Consider the following 15348-nt stretch of genomic DNA (forward strand, 5'->3'; position numbering starts at 1 on the left):
ATGTACTTACATAAAAAAATAAAAAATCCAACGACACGAAAGATTCGCAAATAAGTAGAATTGATTAATATACATTATACAACATAAGACTCTTTTTTAAGAGGTGAAAAGGCTTTATTGCGGGAGAGATTTTAAGAAAAAATCCAAGGCTTTCATGGAACGTAACCCTACTTTTTGGCATCGCTCCGCACGTTTTCGAATCTTTTCTCCTAAGGGGGGGAATATTCCGAGGTTGACATTCATCGGATGAAAAACTTCAGGATCTGTTTCCTGAAGATAGCGCAAGAGAGACCCTATCCCAGTCTCAGCTGGCCAAGAAGGGAGGTCTTTTCCTTTTACAAGAGAAGCCATATTCAAACCAGCTACGAGCCCCATGGCTGTACTTTCTAAATATCCTTCCACTCCTGTTATCTGCCCTGCAAGGAAAAGTGTTTCATGCTTCTGAAAACGAAGGTATCGGTCGAGAACTTTAGGCGCATTAACATAAATGTTTCTATGCATTACACCATAACGAGCAAATTCTGCTCTTTCCAATGCAGGTATAAGGCGAAAAACCCGATCTTGCTCCCCCCATTTTAAGCTTGTCTGAAAACCTACCAGATTATAGAGGGAACCTTCAGCATTATCTTGACGAAGTTGGACTACTGCATAGGGTTCGCAGCCGGAAGAAGGGTCTGGCAGCCCTACTGGACGGAGAGGACCAAAACGCAAAGTATCTATTCCTCTGGAGGCTATAACCTCTACTGGTAAGCACCCCTCGAAATAATGAACATCTTTTTCAAAATCGTGACGAGGAGCTCTCTCCGCCGTAGTAAGAGCTTCTACAAAGGTCACATATTCCTCTTTATTCATTGGACAATTAATATAGTCCGCCCTTTGCCCATACCGTCCAGCTCGATATGCCCGATCCATATCAATGGAATCGTGAAACACTACTGGTGCTACAGCATCGAAAAAAGAGAGGTTCTCCTGACCTGACAATTGCTGTATTTTTCTCGCCAAGGTGGGGCTTGTTAATGGCCCTGTAGCTATAATCGACATCCCATCGGGAATAGCTATAACCTCTTTACGCTCTATACGTACTAAGGGGTGGGAGGAGATTTTTTCAGTGATATACGAAGCAAATTCCTTTCGATCCACCGCTAACGCCTTCCCCGCAGGCACTACTGAATGATCAGCAGCCTCCATAATAAGGCTGTCGAGACATCTCAATTCTGCTTTTAATATTCCCGCTGCACTTGAAAAATCATCAGCACCAAGGGAATTACTGCATACCAGTTCACCCATAAGTCCTGTCTGGTGCGCCGGAGTTTTCACTTCAGGACGCATTTCCAAAAGGGTTACGGCTACTCCCCGCTTTGCAAGTTGCCACGTTGCCTCACTACCAGCAAGACCACCACCTATGATAGTAATCTCTTTTTCTTGTCTCATTTGCTATTTTTTCTCCTTCTCTTTCTTCCATCCGCACTTTTGACACTCAGGTACGCTCCTTTTATTTTTACGTGTAAGAGGAGTACCACACTCTGGACATCTTTCCCCGGTAGGCTCGTTCCATGAAACAAACTTACACTCAGGGTATCTGGAACAACCATAGAAAAATTTCCCTTTCTTACTTCTACGCCGTACAACTTCACCTTGTTCTGACTCTCCACAAATAGGACATGGAACACCTATGGTTTTTAAAATAGGTCGAGTATAGCGGCACTCAGGATAGCCTGAACAAGCAATAAATTCTCCAAAACGCCCCCGCTTTTTAACCAAAGGCTTCCCGCATTCCGGACAATCTTCACCTATAGGTTCAGGCTCTGGGAGCTCTACATTAGAAGCTTTCTTGGCTTCTTCCAATGTTAGGATAAAACCGTCCCAGAAAGAACGCACCACATCCACCCATTCAAGCTGGGCTTCTTCTATACGGTCAAGGTTTGCTTCCATCTGCGCCGTAAAGCTCGTATCTATTATGGGTGACTTGCTTTCTGAATCGAAATACTTCAAAAGGAAATCATCCACTGTCATTCCTAATCCCGTAGGTTCAAGACGTTTCTCTTCATTCTTCTCTACATATCCACGATCATACAATGTTTCCACTATACTCGCGTACGTGGAGGGACGCCCAACACCTTTTTCTTCAAGAGTTTTAATGAGAGAAGCATCGGAATAGCGCGCCGCTGGCTTCGTAAACCTTTGTTCTTTCACCACTTCTTTAAAAAGAAGTTCCTCGCCTTCCTGCGCAGGATCTAGCCGTCCGCCTTTCAAATCCAATGGCCAAAGAGAGCCCCAACCTTCAAAAAGAAGGGTCTCTCCTGTCTGCCTAAGACCATATGGTCCTGCTTCAACGTCAAGGATTGCATTCGCAACTATAGCAGGAGTCATCTGAGAAGCGACGAAACGTTTCCAAATTAATGAGTAAAGACGGTGCTGCTCTGAAGAGAGGACAGTACTGAGATCTTCTGGAGAAAGAGTCACATCTGTAGGGCGTATGGCTTCATGAGCATCCTGGCTTCGTCCGTTTGAAGCAAAAAAGTTGGGGGATTTGGGGAGATATGCCTCTTCAAAATGTCCCGCTATGTAGTTCCTTACCCCAGTTATAGCTTCTGGGGCTAAACGCAAACTATCAGTACGCATATATGTAATCAATCCTACCGGACCACGTCCTGGGATAGTCACTCCTTCAAAAAGCGACTGCGCTATGCTCATAGTCCGTCGAGGGGAAAAACCCAGCCTTCGTGCCGCCTCTTGCTGGAGAGTACTTGTTTTAAAAGGGGGCAATGGTTTGCGTGTTCCCTTCCTCACTTTATACTCTGAAACTTTAAGGGGGAGGTTTGCTATATCCTGAGCAATTTTTGAAGCTTCAGTTTCACTAGAGATAAGAAGAGACTTGCCTTCTTTCCAATAGGACTTTCCTTCAAAACTCATAACTTTTAAGGAATATGAGCGTTTTTCGTCTTCGGATGTAGCAGAGACATCAAGGTTCCAGTATTCTGCTGGAACAAAATTTTGAATTTCCCTCTCTCTTTTACAAATAAGGTCGAGGGCAACAGACTGTACCCGCCCTGCAGAGAGGCCATATCGAACCTTCTTCCAGAGCAACGGACTGAGGGTATACCCTACAAGGCGATCGAGAACACGTCTCGCCTGCTGAGCGTTGACTCGATTCAAATCGATGGTCTCTGGTTTCTTAATAGCTTCTTTTACTGCCTTCGGTGTAACCTCGTAGAAACGAACACGGCAAGGCGTATGGGGGTCTATTCCCAAAATATCACATAAATGCCACGATATAGCCTCTCCTTCTCGGTCAGGGTCTGAGGCAAGAAGAATCTTTTGACTATTTTTCGCCAGCTTGATCAATTCATTCTTTATCTTCGCTTTACCTTTCACCAGTATGTATTCCGGCTCAAAGTTATTTTCAATGTCAATAGCTATTCTACTTTTAGGAAGATCTTTAATATGTCCAATACTAGCTTTAACGGTATACTTTGATCCCAATATTTTTGATAGAGTTTTAGCCTTTGTAGGGGACTCTACTACAACAAGAATCTTCCCGGTTTCCTTATTACCCATCGGGATCCTCCTTTAATGTATAAAATGGTGGCCTTTAGTTCCGCTAGAAAAAGAGGAAATGAGGGCCGAAGCCACAATATCAGAATCTACAGCTCGTTCTATAATACTCATAAAGTATCTGGCATCTACGTGATGTCCCTGTACTTGCCCTACCATAATCGCATCCTCTATAGCAAGTTCTACAATATCTCTAGGGAATTCCTCCGTAATAAGAAAACGGTATGCCAACTTTAACGTTTCTTCCGTAAGATAGATTCTCTCGAGGTCATGTACCAATCGCGTCAAATCTATTCGCTCCTTTGATCCTCAACTTAAACTAGCTCGCCATCTGCCTGGACCAGATTGATAAATAAGATTCATAGCAGATAGATTACTTATGCTGATGATAACATCAGCGGCAGTCATTTTACCTTCAGCAGACAGGTTGTCAACCGTACGATCCCCTTTAGATCGTAGTAATTCAAGAATTTTTTGTTCTTTTTCAGTCATATTGCAAGAAGAAACATTCTTCTTCTCACATAAAGGTGATGAGAAATCGAGCTGTACTGAACCCAAAGTTTCAGAAAAATCCTCGAGACTCACCAAAGGATACGCCCCATCGTAAATAAGCTTATTAGACCCCCAACAAACTTTTTCATCAATTCTTCCTGGAACAGCCCATATTTCTTTTCCCATCTCCAAACCGAGTCGAGCTGTTATTATTGCACCACTCCGCTGAGGAGCCTCAACAACAACAATTTTATCAGCCAGGCCCGCTATAATACGATTTCGCTTGGGGAAATGCCACGGGGCGGGACGGACCCCTAAAGGATATTCTGTTATAAGCGCACCATCGTCAAGGATATGATGAAAAAGTTCTTTATGTCCCTGAGGATAAACATGGTCGAGACCATGAGCAAGAACAGCTATAGTCTGACCTCCTTCTTCAAGACAGCCACCGTGAGCTGCCCCATCAATACCCAAAGCCCCTCCACTCAGAAGAATCCAACCTTGTCGTGCCCCCAATTTTCCAAGAGCTTGTGCTATATGCTGGCCGTAAGAAGAGCTTCTGCGAGTTCCAACAACAGCAACTTTTCTTTTTTGAGGAGCTAGATGTCCACGTACATAAAGAACAAGAGGGGTATCTTTAAGATTCAACAAATGTGAAGGAAAATTCTTCTCACCCCAAAAAAGGATTCTTATGTTTTCACTACAACACCGTTCAACCTCTCTTTGTGCCCATCCCTTTCTGACACAAGAGTACAACAGTGCTAGAGCTTTTTCTGTCAACGCTTTCTTTTGATTACAAGAAGGTTTTCCCGAAATAAGATCATAAAGGTTTTCTTTTGTAGACACAAGTCGATGCCAAAGACGACGATCTCCTCCCAAAGCATTGACGATTAAAAGGGCTTCCTGACTAGGAGTCAACATGCAATGCTCCCCTTCCTGTAAGCGAGGGCTTCTGCTATATGCTGAGCCTTTACAGACGAGGACTCATCAAGGTCGGCAATAGTCCTGGCAACCTTTAAGACTCGGCTAATGCCTCGCCCCGATAACCGCAAGCGATCAACCATATTCAACAGGAAAGGTCGTACATCCGAGTTTAGTCGCAGCCCTCGTCGTACAATCCTCTCTGGCAATTCGGCATTATTAAAATACCCCATGTTCCCCCATCGACGCCATTGCCGTTCTCGAGCCTTGCATACCCGTTTACGAACGGTAGCACTTGTTTCTCCCTGCTTTTCCCGAAAAGAAACAAGCTCTCTTGGCAAAAGCCTTGGGATAGCCACATGAAGGTCAATACGATCGAGTATAGGACCAGATAACTTTCGTCTATACCTTTCCCTCTCATACGAAGAACAGATGCAACTCTCTACAGGATCGCCATGCCACCCGCAACGACAGGGATTACACACAGCGATAAGCAAAACTCGGCAGGGGAAAATGGCTCTTCCAACAGCTCGACTCACAACAATTTCACCATCCTCTAGCGGCTGTCGAAGCGCTTCTAACATGTCCCGGCGAAATTCTGTAAATTCATCAAGAAAAAGAACGCCTCTATGAGCCAAGCTGACTTCCCCAGGACGAAGAGAAGCTCCTCCACCACAAACAGAGACTGTGCTGGCTGTAGGATGGACAGTTCTAAAAGGAGGTTGGGAGGTGATTTCGCTATCAAGCCCAGCAGTACTCCGTATCTGAAGGGTTTCAAGAAGTTCTTTATGAGAGAGAGGCGGAAGAATTCCTCGCATAGCTCTTGCTAACATGGTTTTTCCACTTCCAGGAGAACCCACAAAAAGTATATTATGATGACCGGCAGCAGCTATTTCTAAAGCTCGCTTTGCTGTAGCCTGGCCTTTTATGTCGGAGAGGTCGGGATCAGGAGTAACAGGCACCTCTGGGAAGGGATTTTTTTTAATAGGAGAAAGTTTTTTACGGCCAGTAAGGTGATGTAATAATTGACGTAACGTAGTAATACCATAAGCTTCAATACCGGGAACCAATGCAACTTCAAAAGAATTTTCCTGAGGCACAAAGAGAGGAATTCCCAGCCGTTTCGCTAAAAGGGCAGCAGGAACAGCCCCTCGAGTTTTTCGTAAACGGCCATCAAGAGAAAGTTCTCCCATAAAGAGAGCCGGTTTTTTCATCACAAAAACTCCTAACCTTCGAGCTATGCCAAGAGCAATAGGAAGGTCAAGAAGAGCTCCCTCTTTGGGACAGTCTGCTGGAGCCAAATTTACTGCTATTCTGCCTCTTATAGGAATTTTTAAAGAACGGAGAGCTGCTCGAACCCTTTCACGAGACTCTCGAACAGCAGCGTCGGGAAGACCAACAACGGCGATGTAAAATAAGCCACCTGTTACTTCCACTTCAACTTCAACTTTTAGAGCTTGTATACCTCGAAGAGTAACGCCTAAAATGGGAATCACATATATCCCATCCCGCTCGTTATATCCTCTGTATGCCTTAAAGAGTACCGCCCATTATTTACAGTAATTCCTACAATATCAATTCTCCAAGGGCCATTCCAGCGGGCTTCCTGAACATAAGAAAGCCCTGTTCGAACAAGGCGACATATTTTTTGAGGACCTACAGATTGTTCCGGTGACATTACAACGCCCACAGAACGCGTTCGAACTTCCACCACAACAAGTTCTTCTTTATCTATGGCCACTATGTCCAGCTCTCCACGGGGAAAGGTCACATTTCGGTCGAGAATTCGCCATCCTTTATCTTCTACATAGGAACAGGCTATATCTTCTCCCCATTTCCCCAGTTCTATATGATCCATAGTTTATCCGTCTCCTTTATCAAGTTGATATAGAAAAGCGAGAACTTGCGCTACAGCCTCATAAAGTTCTACAGGAATTTCCTCTCCCAACTCCAACGTCATGAGAGCAGATATTAAAGCAACGTCTTCCACTATGGGAACATTAGCCTCTCGAGCTAACTTTATAATGTTTTGCGCTACAAAGCCTTCGCCTGATGCGACGACCTTTGGAGCTTTATCTTCTTGGGGGGTATACGAAAGGGCTGCTGCCTCTTTTTTAGAGTTTCGTAGCGTCATGCCTCTATATCGAGCCTTCTTGGAAGAAGCTCTTTCTCCTTCTCTTTTTCTTCCTCACATACAGTTATATATTGAACATGGAGATTTAATTCTTCCAATTTTTCATGAAGGCCTGTTTTTTTGCGCTGAAGCAGCCGAAGGGTTAAAAAGTTTTCCGTCCTGATAGACACCCCTAACTGGCTCCCCTCAGTAACAACTTCTCCTGTGAGCCTGCCTAACCGTCGAGTTGGCATGTCGAAAGCAACTCGCCAGAAAGATCGCCCGTCTTTCCCCTGCTTTTTTTCTACCCTCACATGGGCTGGAAGCTCGTCTTCCTGATCAGAAAAAGGCCACCATGTAGGCATGAGCAATGTAGGATCAATCCCCTGCCTCGCTGGTTGTGAAAGAAGGCTATGTGCCTCCACAAAACGTCCTATATCTCCTTCTTCATCTCTGAGTCTTCTCAACGCCTCTGAAGGACTCCTCCCATGTTGCAACTCCTCCCGAAAGCGACGACGTATATTTTTCCAAAGTTGACTCGACATCTCTGGCGACAACCCTACATACCATATCAGAAGAGAAACATTTTTGGGTGTCAAGGTACTTCCCCTCGCCCACAACTCTACAAGAGGTGCAATATACGCCTCCTTACTCCCCATCTGGCCCCATACAAAGCGGAGAAGTGTCACCACATCCTGTGAAAGAGGAAGACCTCTTAGAAGAAGAGCTGTAGCTAAAGAGCGCTGAGATTCCGGCAAAGCCCCAAGAAGAGCCATATCCTGCTCGCAAAGACGAAGCAATGGGGTCTGACCAGATCCGTCCCATACAGCCCGAAAGCGCTGCCCCACCAACAAAGGCATAGTTGCCTGTGCTTGGAGCTCATGCCCAGCGATCCGGACAAGAAAGATTCCCGATCGGGCATCAAGAACCATCCCTTCTACCACTGTTCCATTTGGTATAGATCGTAACGAGAGAGCTTTCGTTAGACGGGGTGTTGCATCACTTTCCGTATATCTGAGCCCATCAGAGATATTTTTTCCCCCAGGTGATCTCGAAAAACCCTCTATATGACTCATTTATGACGGATCCTTCCATGTAAAACTTCGGCGGTGTATGGGAGAAGGTCCTATTTGAGCCAAAACAAGACGATGGGCGGAAGTAGGATACCCTTTATGTTTTTTAAAACCATAGGCAGGATATATCTTATCAAGAGCTATCATAGCCCGATCTCTAAGCACCTTTGCCACAATAGAAGCAGCTGCCACCTCAGGAACAGTAGCGTCAGCTTTTGGAATAGCTTCTTGAACAATGGTCTCCAGGCCTGGAATACAAAAAGTTCCGTCAACAATAACCTCTTCAAAAACTAGGGGCAATTTTCGTACAGCACGATTCATAGCCCAAAGAGAGGCTTGTAAGATATTTAAAGTATCAATACGCTTTGCAGAAGCCGCCTGAGCCTTCCAAAGTACTCCTATATTAAGCATAACATGAAAAATTTTTTCCCGTTTTTTTGCTGTTAATTTTTTAGAATCGTTCAAACCTATAGCTTCTAAGGCTATTTTTTGAGATTGAGACAGAACAACAGCCGCGGCAACTACTGGCCCTGCCAAAGGTCCCCTCCCTGCTTCATCCACACCCGCAATTAATCGATCTCCCATGGATATCGCTCCCCTGGCCACTCTAAAGTGACCCTTCCTAATTTTCCCGTGGCAAAGGCGTCAATAAACCGCTGCCCCGCAAGAGCCAAGTCCACTCGACCTCCACTTACAAGACAACCAAGACGCCGCCCTATCTTTTCAAGAAGGATAAGATTATCTTCCCCTTCATCCGGAATTCCCCACTTGTCCTCTATAAGGCGCCATAGACCTCGTTCCCTCAAAAACGAAAGAAGAGAAACAGCTATAGCATCACAGCCTCCTATTACATCGGGACGGCTACTCCCTAACCACGCTAACCTGCGATGTATCTCCACATGGGAACGAGGATCAAGGATACCAGGAGAATCTACTGCTAATATATCCTGTCCTTTATACCAAGATACTCCACGGGTGACACCTGGGATCCCTCCGACTTGTGCGCGTTTGCGCCCTACAAGAAGGTTCAGAAAAAGAGACTTCCCTACATTTGGAATACCCATAACCGCTACTCTCAGCTCTCTATAGGGCGGTCGAAGGCGAAGAATATCACGGCGCAACGGCTCTATCTTCCCCTCTAATAGGTTTAAAGCCCATACTTTTCTCTTTTTCTCTTTAAAGAAATGAAGCCACGCTTTTGTTGCGCCTTCCTCTGCAAGGTCTGCGCGAGAAAGGATAATATAGACAGGGCATACTTTAGAAAAGCTTTCTGTTAAAGGCGATGACGTCATATTGGGAGCACGAGCATCCCGGACTTCAAAAATCAAATCCAGTTTTTTCGCCAACTCCTCAAGCTTCCGCTTGCCTTTCGCCATATGACCCGGATACCAGACTGTACGAGGCACGACTAACGAACAACTCCTATTCTATTTAATGGCCAATATCGAAAAAAAACTGGTCCATGTATATTTTTTTCTGGAACAAATCCCCAATAGCGGCTATCTTGGGAATGAGCTCGATTATCACCCATAGCAAAATACATTTTCTCTGGAATGTGAATTGGAACTCGAGGAAAGATCATGTTAGGGAAAAGAGAAAAATCATCTCGTTTTTTCACATACCTTTCCGCTAAAGGCTGCCCGTTAATATAAACAACCCCTTCCCGGATATCGAATGTATCCCCAGGCAATCCTATAATGCGCTTCACAAAGTCTCGTTTCGGGTCCCATGGGTATTTAAATACAAAAATCTCTCCCCGTTCCGGTTTCTGAAGAGCATACCAAAATTTGGCCACGAGAACCCGATCGCCTGGGGCTAGAGTGGGAAGCATAGAGCCACTCGGAATCCAAAAAGCCTGCACTACGAACGTCCTCAAGAGAAGAGCAAGGACAAGAGCCCATAATATTGTTTCCACAATCTCTCTCCACCATGGTTTTACCGCTGCCATGCAGCATCCCCCCTTACTGCAGCAGTATTATATATTGGTTCTAAATGAGAAGAATATTAACTATATTTATACTCTAAGGTTTTTCAGATTTCAAGAATTAATAGCATATAAATTACATCCCGTCTTTAATGCTCACACGACAATGGGGAGATATAACTATACGACATATGGCTTTCCCCCCGTACGGTGCCGATAATACATTTAAAACGAGAGCTGGAGAAAGGGTATGCCAATACGGATTATACCTATATAAGGTACTTCGTCCACTTACATAAAACCACGCGTCCCCGTGAGCTTCATACTTCTCCAATTTTATTGACTTCCACTTCACCCTCACTATATCTACGGGAATATGCTCTGGCAATATACGAATCGAGAAATCTTCCTGAAGAAAATGTGCTCTAACAATTCTGGATTCCAGCCAAAGGGCAAGGCGTTCTGCTTCTCTACGAGCTCCCACTTCTTTCAATCGTGATATAGAGGGATATTTAATAGAAAAAAGTAAAGAACCGGAAATAATGGAAAAAACGGCAATGACCACGAGCAATTCAACAAAAATAGTCCCACGTCCAACGAAAAGAGGGAGCCCTTGGGAGCTCCCTCGATAATACCTTTTGTTCCATTTACAGCAGTGCATCATATCCGAGGTTCAAAACCTTGAGGTTAGCCTCCGCAAACTTTCCAGGTGAAAGCTGTTTAATAGCTTCCCGAACTTCCCCAATCTCCACGTTAGCTACATCGGACGCGCAAAGAGCTCCGAGAATCAAAACATTTAAGAACAGAAAATTGCCCCCCATATGGTTTTTGAGTATATCGTACCCTTTAATCTTAAATAACTTGATTTTCCTTTTTTCTAAATATGCTTGAAGATGATCATTATGGAAAGCCGCTTCATCAAAAACATTTACGACCAAACTGCCCTCCTTACGAAGAAACTGAAGATTACGTATCGCCTCATTCTGATCAAAAGCGAGAAGCACATCTGCTTCACCTGCTTTTACCAATGGGCTCTTATAGTCTCCCACCTTAAAATGACTTATTACAGAGCCCCCCCTCTGTGCCATCCCGTGGACTTCGCTCCCCATAACGTTTTCGCCACGAGTCATAGCAATGTGCCCTAAAACTTTTGTGGAAAAAAGAATCCCTTGCCCACCTATTCCAACGATGACATACTGCATAAGATTACGCCTCCTCTACCGGAACTATAGCCCCGTGAGGGCATACTTGAGTACAAACACCGCAGGATACACAGAATCGCTCGTCAATATAAGCTCTTTTGGTCTCTTCATCAAAAACAAGTCCTGGACAATTAAAGAAGTTAATACAGAACTTACATCCAATGCATTTATCTTGATCTACGTTAACAGGAATTTTGTCCTGTTTTTCCCGAAGGAGCATACATGGATGTTTAAAAATAAGAACAGCTGGTTCCCTGTGAGTTCTAGCGTGCTCCCACGCTTCTTTCACTAATTCCTTACCACTTTGAATGTCATAAGCCTCAAGAGTTTTCACATAAGAAACGCCACATCCCCGCACTACGTGTTCAATTTCTACAACCTGCCCCTCATCGCCCTTGCGCAGTTTATCTCCCACAGATGGATTAGATTGAGCTCCCGTCATAGCTGTAGTACGGTTGTCCAAAATACCCAAAACGAAGGCGTGCCTATTATAGACAGCACTAACTAAGCCCGGTATTCCCATATGGAAAAATGTGGAATCACCAATAGTCGCTACAATCGGCTGCTCCTTTCCCGCCACTTTATGGGCCAGGAAAAGCCCCGAACTCATAGTTATAGCTGCTCCCATATCCATAACAGCATCTGCGCCTTTTTGATTAACCGTAAGGGTATAACACCCTATATCCGAAGGGTTAATAGCATTAGGAATGGCTTGTCGTATAGAAAAAACACTTGCTCGATGCGGACATCCAGGACATAGCATGGGCTTTCGAGGGGTAATCTTTAAATCTTCAAGGGCAGATTTTAAATCGCTATCGACAGCGTTCTCTACCTCTTCACCCAAAGCTTTTAATACAATCTCTTCGATGAGTTCAGGCAAAAGCTCTCCGGCTCTAGGAACAAAACCATTCCATCGTCCTTTGACCTTGCTGCGATCTAAAAGCTGCATTTCCACAACGGGATAGGGCTCTTCAAGAACTAAAACATTCTCATGCCGGTCTATAAAATTAGTCACCATCTTAACCGGGAGAGGGACAGGAGTGCCTATTTTAAGCACAGAAATATCAGTGCGCCCCCAAGATTTTATAATATCCATAACTATAGAGAAAGAAACTCCCGATGCGATAATCCCCAATGAAGCTTTGCCCTTTGCTGGAATCTCATAATTATAATGAGGATAGAGCGTTTCAAACTCCTCTCGAATGGCATCATTTTTCTTGTTTAATTTGGGGTGATTAATGCGCACGCTAGCAGGGAGGCAAACCCACCGTGCCGGGTCTTTTTCAAACTTAATATCTGCTGCAACAGGAAGGACTTCCCTCAATTCTACATCTTGCCGACAGTGGTCAACTCGAACACTTGGTCGTAGCATGGCAATAATATGATGTCTTTCAGAAAGTTCATACGCATCGAAAACCATTTTCTTGGCTTCTTCTGCTGAGGCCGGATCAAAACATGGGACTTTAGCGAAATAAGCGAAAAACCGGCTATCCTGTTCTGTCTGGGAACTATGAGGACCTGGATCATCGGCGACAACAAGCAACATGCCACCTTTCATATCAAAATGAGCAGCACTCATAAAAGGGTCTGCGGCTACATTCAACCCTACTTGCTTCATTACGGCGCAAGAGCGAAGCCCTGTAAAAGCTGCCGCGGTAGCCATTTCAAAAGCTACCTTTTCGTTGACTCCCCACTCTACAGCTGTAGACGTTCCCAACTCATCTGCAAAACTTGCAATTGCCGGCAAAATTTCAGACGAAGGGGTGCCTGGATATGCTGTAGCAACCGCACATCCAGCCTCTACTATACCGCGAGCGATCGCTTCATTACCTAAGAGTATCGCTTTTTTGCTCACCGTACACGCCACCTCCATATTCATCGCTGGGCAATACTTTAAACTCCAGCTTACGCCTCATGGACTTCCCCTTCTACATATTTCTGAATCCATTGATAAAAAGGATGGGCTCCTCGCAGAAGCCTTCCCGCCTTATCAACAAAAGCATGACGAGTCCAGCCTTCTACTAAAAGCTTAGAATCCTCTTTCCGAAAAACACGATAGCAAAAATTTATACTCGACTGTTTCAATTCCTGAACCCAGGTAGAAACACAAATAACATCATCGTAATACGCAGATGCCTTATATCTACAATGCACTTCCACTACTGGCAGAAAAACCCCTCTCTCTTCCCAAAGGACATAGGGGGTACTCAGGGCTCGGCAGTACTCGGTACGTCCTATCTCAAACCACGTGAGGTAATTAGCGTAATACACAACCCCCATCTGGTCTGTCTCTCCATATCGAACGCGTAAAGAAATCGTGACTTCACGCAAAAAAAAGCCCCCTTGAAAAGAAATTTTCGGATAGATGTTTATACATTGAAAAGGGAAGCAAAGAAAGAGTCCTTTTTAGAATTATATACCATAGATAAAAAAAGAACAGCAAATTAAACTCTCTCAAAAAAAATATACTTCTTTTTATCGTATTTGCGAACAGTTCCGTCTATGGTCCATCATCATACAAGCATGGCTTATTACATGGAACCCTTTTTCTTGAAGAAGACCTTCAAAATATGGGTTTTCAGATCCAGGCTGAAACCAAATAACAGTATGTTCTTTTAATAATATCGGATCTTCCATTGAGTCAACCAACGCAGGTCCTCTTTTAGCACGTAGGCGTTCTTTAAATAATATGAGGTCTTCTACAACATCTTTTTGAAGAGAAGGAGAGATAAAAAGAGCCACTATATCTGCAGGAACAGAGAGATCCTTAATCGAAGAAACACACGAGAATCCAAGAATTTTTTCTCCGGCATATGTAGGATTTACTGGATAAAGTGAATGCCCCACAGCGGCTAGATACTTCATAACTGAAAAAACCGGTCGCTCTTCTCGAGAAGAAGCTCCGATTATCACTATTGAAGATGAAGTACAAAGAATACGCTTTTTTATCTCTTTTTCCTCCATAATGAATCATCTCTCCTTTCTCTTTTTTTAATTATAGCGTAAGGCTTGTCGGTAACCTAACCAATGTGTATAATACATGCTCGGATATGGCACTGATGGAGGACTGGCCGAGTGGTCGAAGGCGGCTGACTTGAAATCAGTTAAGGCGAGAGCCTTCAGGGGTTCGAATCCTCTGTCCTCCGCCATTTTTGTGGATTTTAAACAAGAGAGGGAAGAGACAATAAGGAATCTCTTCCCTCTCTTTTATTTTTGCTTATTTGAGAAAATAATTAGCGCGGGATGCCAATTCGACTAAGGGGCCAAAAGCGAAAAAAAGCAGGTCCGCGCATGGCTTTTTTAGGGACAAAATGATGATCCCAATAGCGTCCATCCCACGAATGAGGCCTGTTATCACCCATCATAAAGTAATGTCCTTCTGGAACGACCAAAGGAAGCATAGAAACAGAATCTTGATTCTTCACATAAGATTCTTCGAGTGCTGATCCATCCACATACACCACTCCGTCTTGTATCTCCACTTTTTCTCCTGGTAAAGCGATAATCCTTTTGACAAAATCTTTCTTGGGGTCATCTGGAAACTTAAAAACTACCACCTGTCCCCGTTTCGGCTCCGAAAAAAGGTACCAAAATTTAGCAGCCATAACACGATCCCCTATTTCTAAGGTAGGAATCATGGAGCCACTTGGGATCCAATAGGATTGCACAACGAAAGTCCGAAGTATGAGAGCAAGAGCCACTGCCCATAAAATGGTTTCCAGGGTCTCGCGCCACCATGGTTTAACAGCCATACAATTACCTCCACTTTTTGTTTTCTCTTTATTATTTTATCCCTTTTTGAAGACTTTGAATGGTTTTTCCCCGATATAATAAATATTTTATTTTTTCGTTGCCATTTTTAAAATAGCGCTAATGGAGGATGAATCGGATGGTCGATGACGGCTGATTTGAAATCAGTTATGGCACGAGTCGTGTTTCTGGATGTCCACCCCTTTGCCCCATCACCATTTTTAGAAAAAAGAGCTGCAAGAAAGATTCTTGCAGCTCTTCCAAATATATACGCGAACACCACGGTTACTCTTTTAGAACAAACCAGTAATATTTCCC

Annotated in this window: 17 protein-coding genes and 1 tRNA gene; 1 reads left to right on the plus strand and 17 read right to left on the minus strand. The window is 44.1% G+C overall.

The features are described from left to right. Positions 1 to 114: 114 nt before the first annotated feature. From trmFO to B4J50_RS03960, 16 genes are all read right to left on the minus strand, one after another. Positions 115 to 1431: a methylenetetrahydrofolate--tRNA-(uracil(54)-C(5))-methyltransferase (FADH(2)-oxidizing) TrmFO gene (gene trmFO / locus B4J50_RS03885; RefSeq protein WP_024821702.1), complete on the minus strand. Its 1317-nt coding sequence runs from the start codon at positions 1429 to 1431 to the stop codon at positions 115 to 117. Between the two features lie 3 nt (positions 1432 to 1434). After that, positions 1435 to 3558 (minus strand): type I DNA topoisomerase, encoded by a 2124-nt coding sequence (topA, locus tag B4J50_RS03890; protein ID WP_024821701.1) that lies wholly within the window; start codon positions 3556 to 3558, stop codon positions 1435 to 1437. Between the two features lie 12 nt (positions 3559 to 3570). Beyond that, positions 3571 to 3843, minus strand: coding sequence for a hypothetical protein (locus tag B4J50_RS03895; protein WP_286847881.1), 273 nt, complete (start codon positions 3841 to 3843; stop codon positions 3571 to 3573). 21 nt (positions 3844 to 3864) lie between these two features. Next, entirely contained in the window at positions 3865 to 4968 is a 1104-nt protein-coding gene (gene dprA / locus B4J50_RS03900) for a DNA-processing protein DprA (protein WP_286847880.1), read from the minus strand. After that, complete coding sequence (locus tag B4J50_RS03905) at positions 4962 to 6464, minus strand: YifB family Mg chelatase-like AAA ATPase (protein ID WP_286847879.1); 1503 nt, start codon at positions 6462 to 6464, stop codon at positions 4962 to 4964. The genes dprA and B4J50_RS03905 overlap by 7 nt, the downstream gene beginning before the upstream one ends. Next, positions 6461 to 6826: a YraN family protein gene (locus tag B4J50_RS03910; protein ID WP_024821697.1), complete on the minus strand. Its 366-nt coding sequence runs from the start codon at positions 6824 to 6826 to the stop codon at positions 6461 to 6463. The genes B4J50_RS03905 and B4J50_RS03910 overlap by 4 nt, the downstream gene beginning before the upstream one ends. A gap of 3 nt (positions 6827 to 6829) precedes the next feature. Beyond that, positions 6830 to 7102: an EscU/YscU/HrcU family type III secretion system export apparatus switch protein gene (locus tag B4J50_RS03915; RefSeq protein ID WP_286847877.1), complete on the minus strand. Its 273-nt coding sequence runs from the start codon at positions 7100 to 7102 to the stop codon at positions 6830 to 6832. Further along, positions 7099 to 8157, minus strand: a complete 1059-nt coding sequence (locus B4J50_RS03920; RefSeq protein ID WP_024821695.1) for a flagellar hook-length control protein FliK — start codon at positions 8155 to 8157, stop codon at positions 7099 to 7101. The genes B4J50_RS03915 and B4J50_RS03920 overlap by 4 nt, the downstream gene beginning before the upstream one ends. Continuing rightward, positions 8158 to 8739, minus strand: a complete 582-nt coding sequence (locus B4J50_RS03925; RefSeq protein ID WP_024821694.1) for a ribonuclease HII — start codon at positions 8737 to 8739, stop codon at positions 8158 to 8160. It lies immediately after the preceding gene. After that, positions 8724 to 9560, minus strand: a complete 837-nt coding sequence (locus B4J50_RS03930; RefSeq protein ID WP_286847875.1) for a YlqF/YawG family GTPase — start codon at positions 9558 to 9560, stop codon at positions 8724 to 8726. The genes B4J50_RS03925 and B4J50_RS03930 overlap by 16 nt, the downstream gene beginning before the upstream one ends. A 2-nt stretch (positions 9561 to 9562) precedes the next feature. Then, positions 9563 to 10102: a signal peptidase I gene (gene lepB, locus B4J50_RS03935; protein WP_024821692.1), complete on the minus strand. Its 540-nt coding sequence runs from the start codon at positions 10100 to 10102 to the stop codon at positions 9563 to 9565. A gap of 112 nt (positions 10103 to 10214) precedes the next feature. Beyond that, positions 10215 to 10742 carry a type II secretion system protein gene (locus B4J50_RS03940; protein ID WP_286953944.1) on the minus strand — a complete coding sequence of 176 codons (528 nt, stop codon included), beginning with the start codon at positions 10740 to 10742 and terminating at the stop codon, positions 10215 to 10217. Then, positions 10726 to 11280 carry a 2-oxoacid:acceptor oxidoreductase family protein gene (locus B4J50_RS03945; protein ID WP_024821690.1) on the minus strand — a complete coding sequence of 185 codons (555 nt, stop codon included), beginning with the start codon at positions 11278 to 11280 and terminating at the stop codon, positions 10726 to 10728. The genes B4J50_RS03940 and B4J50_RS03945 overlap by 17 nt, the downstream gene beginning before the upstream one ends. 4 nt (positions 11281 to 11284) lie before the next feature. Beyond that, positions 11285 to 13135, minus strand: coding sequence for an indolepyruvate ferredoxin oxidoreductase subunit alpha (gene iorA / locus B4J50_RS03950; protein WP_024821689.1), 1851 nt, complete (start codon positions 13133 to 13135; stop codon positions 11285 to 11287). A gap of 50 nt (positions 13136 to 13185) precedes the next feature. Then, positions 13186 to 13611 carry an acyl-CoA thioesterase gene (locus tag B4J50_RS03955; RefSeq protein ID WP_286847871.1) on the minus strand — a complete coding sequence of 142 codons (426 nt, stop codon included), beginning with the start codon at positions 13609 to 13611 and terminating at the stop codon, positions 13186 to 13188. 144 nt (positions 13612 to 13755) lie between these two features. Then, entirely contained in the window at positions 13756 to 14244 is a 489-nt protein-coding gene (locus B4J50_RS03960; RefSeq protein WP_024821687.1) for a CoA-binding protein, read from the minus strand. Positions 14245 to 14341: 97 nt separating this feature from the next. Between B4J50_RS03960 and B4J50_RS03965 the strand changes: the two genes are divergently transcribed. Continuing rightward, positions 14342 to 14429, plus strand: a tRNA-Ser gene (locus B4J50_RS03965). 84 nt (positions 14430 to 14513) lie between these two features. On the opposite strand, the gene lepB (B4J50_RS03970) is transcribed toward B4J50_RS03965, so the two are convergent. Further along, positions 14514 to 15032, minus strand: a complete 519-nt coding sequence (gene lepB, locus B4J50_RS03970) for a signal peptidase I (protein WP_024821686.1) — start codon at positions 15030 to 15032, stop codon at positions 14514 to 14516. Positions 15033 to 15348: the final 316 nt, after the last annotated feature.

This window comes from Aminobacterium sp. UBA4908 (assembly GCF_002398115.1).
Classification (GTDB): Bacteria; Synergistota; Synergistia; order Synergistales; family Aminobacteriaceae; genus Aminobacterium; species Aminobacterium mobile.

Bases quoted from the DNA above. Each gene is read 5' to 3' on its own strand.
- B4J50_RS03910 (WP_024821697.1), bottom strand. From the start codon at position 6,826: ATGGATCATATAGAACTGGGGAAATGGGGAGAAGATATAGCCTGTTCC.
- B4J50_RS03920 (WP_024821695.1), bottom strand. From the start codon at position 8,157: ATGAGTCATATAGAGGGTTTTTCGAGATCACCTGGGGGAAAAAATATC.
- dprA (WP_286847880.1), bottom strand. From the start codon at position 4,968: ATGTTGACTCCTAGTCAGGAAGCCCTTTTAATCGTCAATGCTTTGGGA.
- B4J50_RS03960 (WP_024821687.1), bottom strand. From the start codon at position 14,244: ATGGAGGAAAAAGAGATAAAAAAGCGTATTCTTTGTACTTCATCTTCA.
- B4J50_RS03925 (WP_024821694.1), bottom strand. From the start codon at position 8,739: ATGGGAGATCGATTAATTGCGGGTGTGGATGAAGCAGGGAGGGGACCT.
- topA (WP_024821701.1), bottom strand. From the start codon at position 3,558: ATGGGTAATAAGGAAACCGGGAAGATTCTTGTTGTAGTAGAGTCCCCT.
- B4J50_RS03940 (WP_286953944.1), bottom strand. From the start codon at position 10,742: ATGATGCACTGCTGTAAATGGAACAAAAGGTATTATCGAGGGAGCTCC.
- B4J50_RS03915 (WP_286847877.1), bottom strand. From the start codon at position 7,102: ATGACGCTACGAAACTCTAAAAAAGAGGCAGCAGCCCTTTCGTATACC.
- trmFO (WP_024821702.1), bottom strand. From the start codon at position 1,431: ATGAGACAAGAAAAAGAGATTACTATCATAGGTGGTGGTCTTGCTGGT.
- B4J50_RS03945 (WP_024821690.1), bottom strand. From the start codon at position 11,280: ATGCAGTATGTCATCGTTGGAATAGGTGGGCAAGGGATTCTTTTTTCC.
- lepB (WP_024821686.1), bottom strand. From the start codon at position 15,032: ATGGCTGTTAAACCATGGTGGCGCGAGACCCTGGAAACCATTTTATGG.
- lepB (WP_024821692.1), bottom strand. From the start codon at position 10,102: ATGGCAGCGGTAAAACCATGGTGGAGAGAGATTGTGGAAACAATATTA.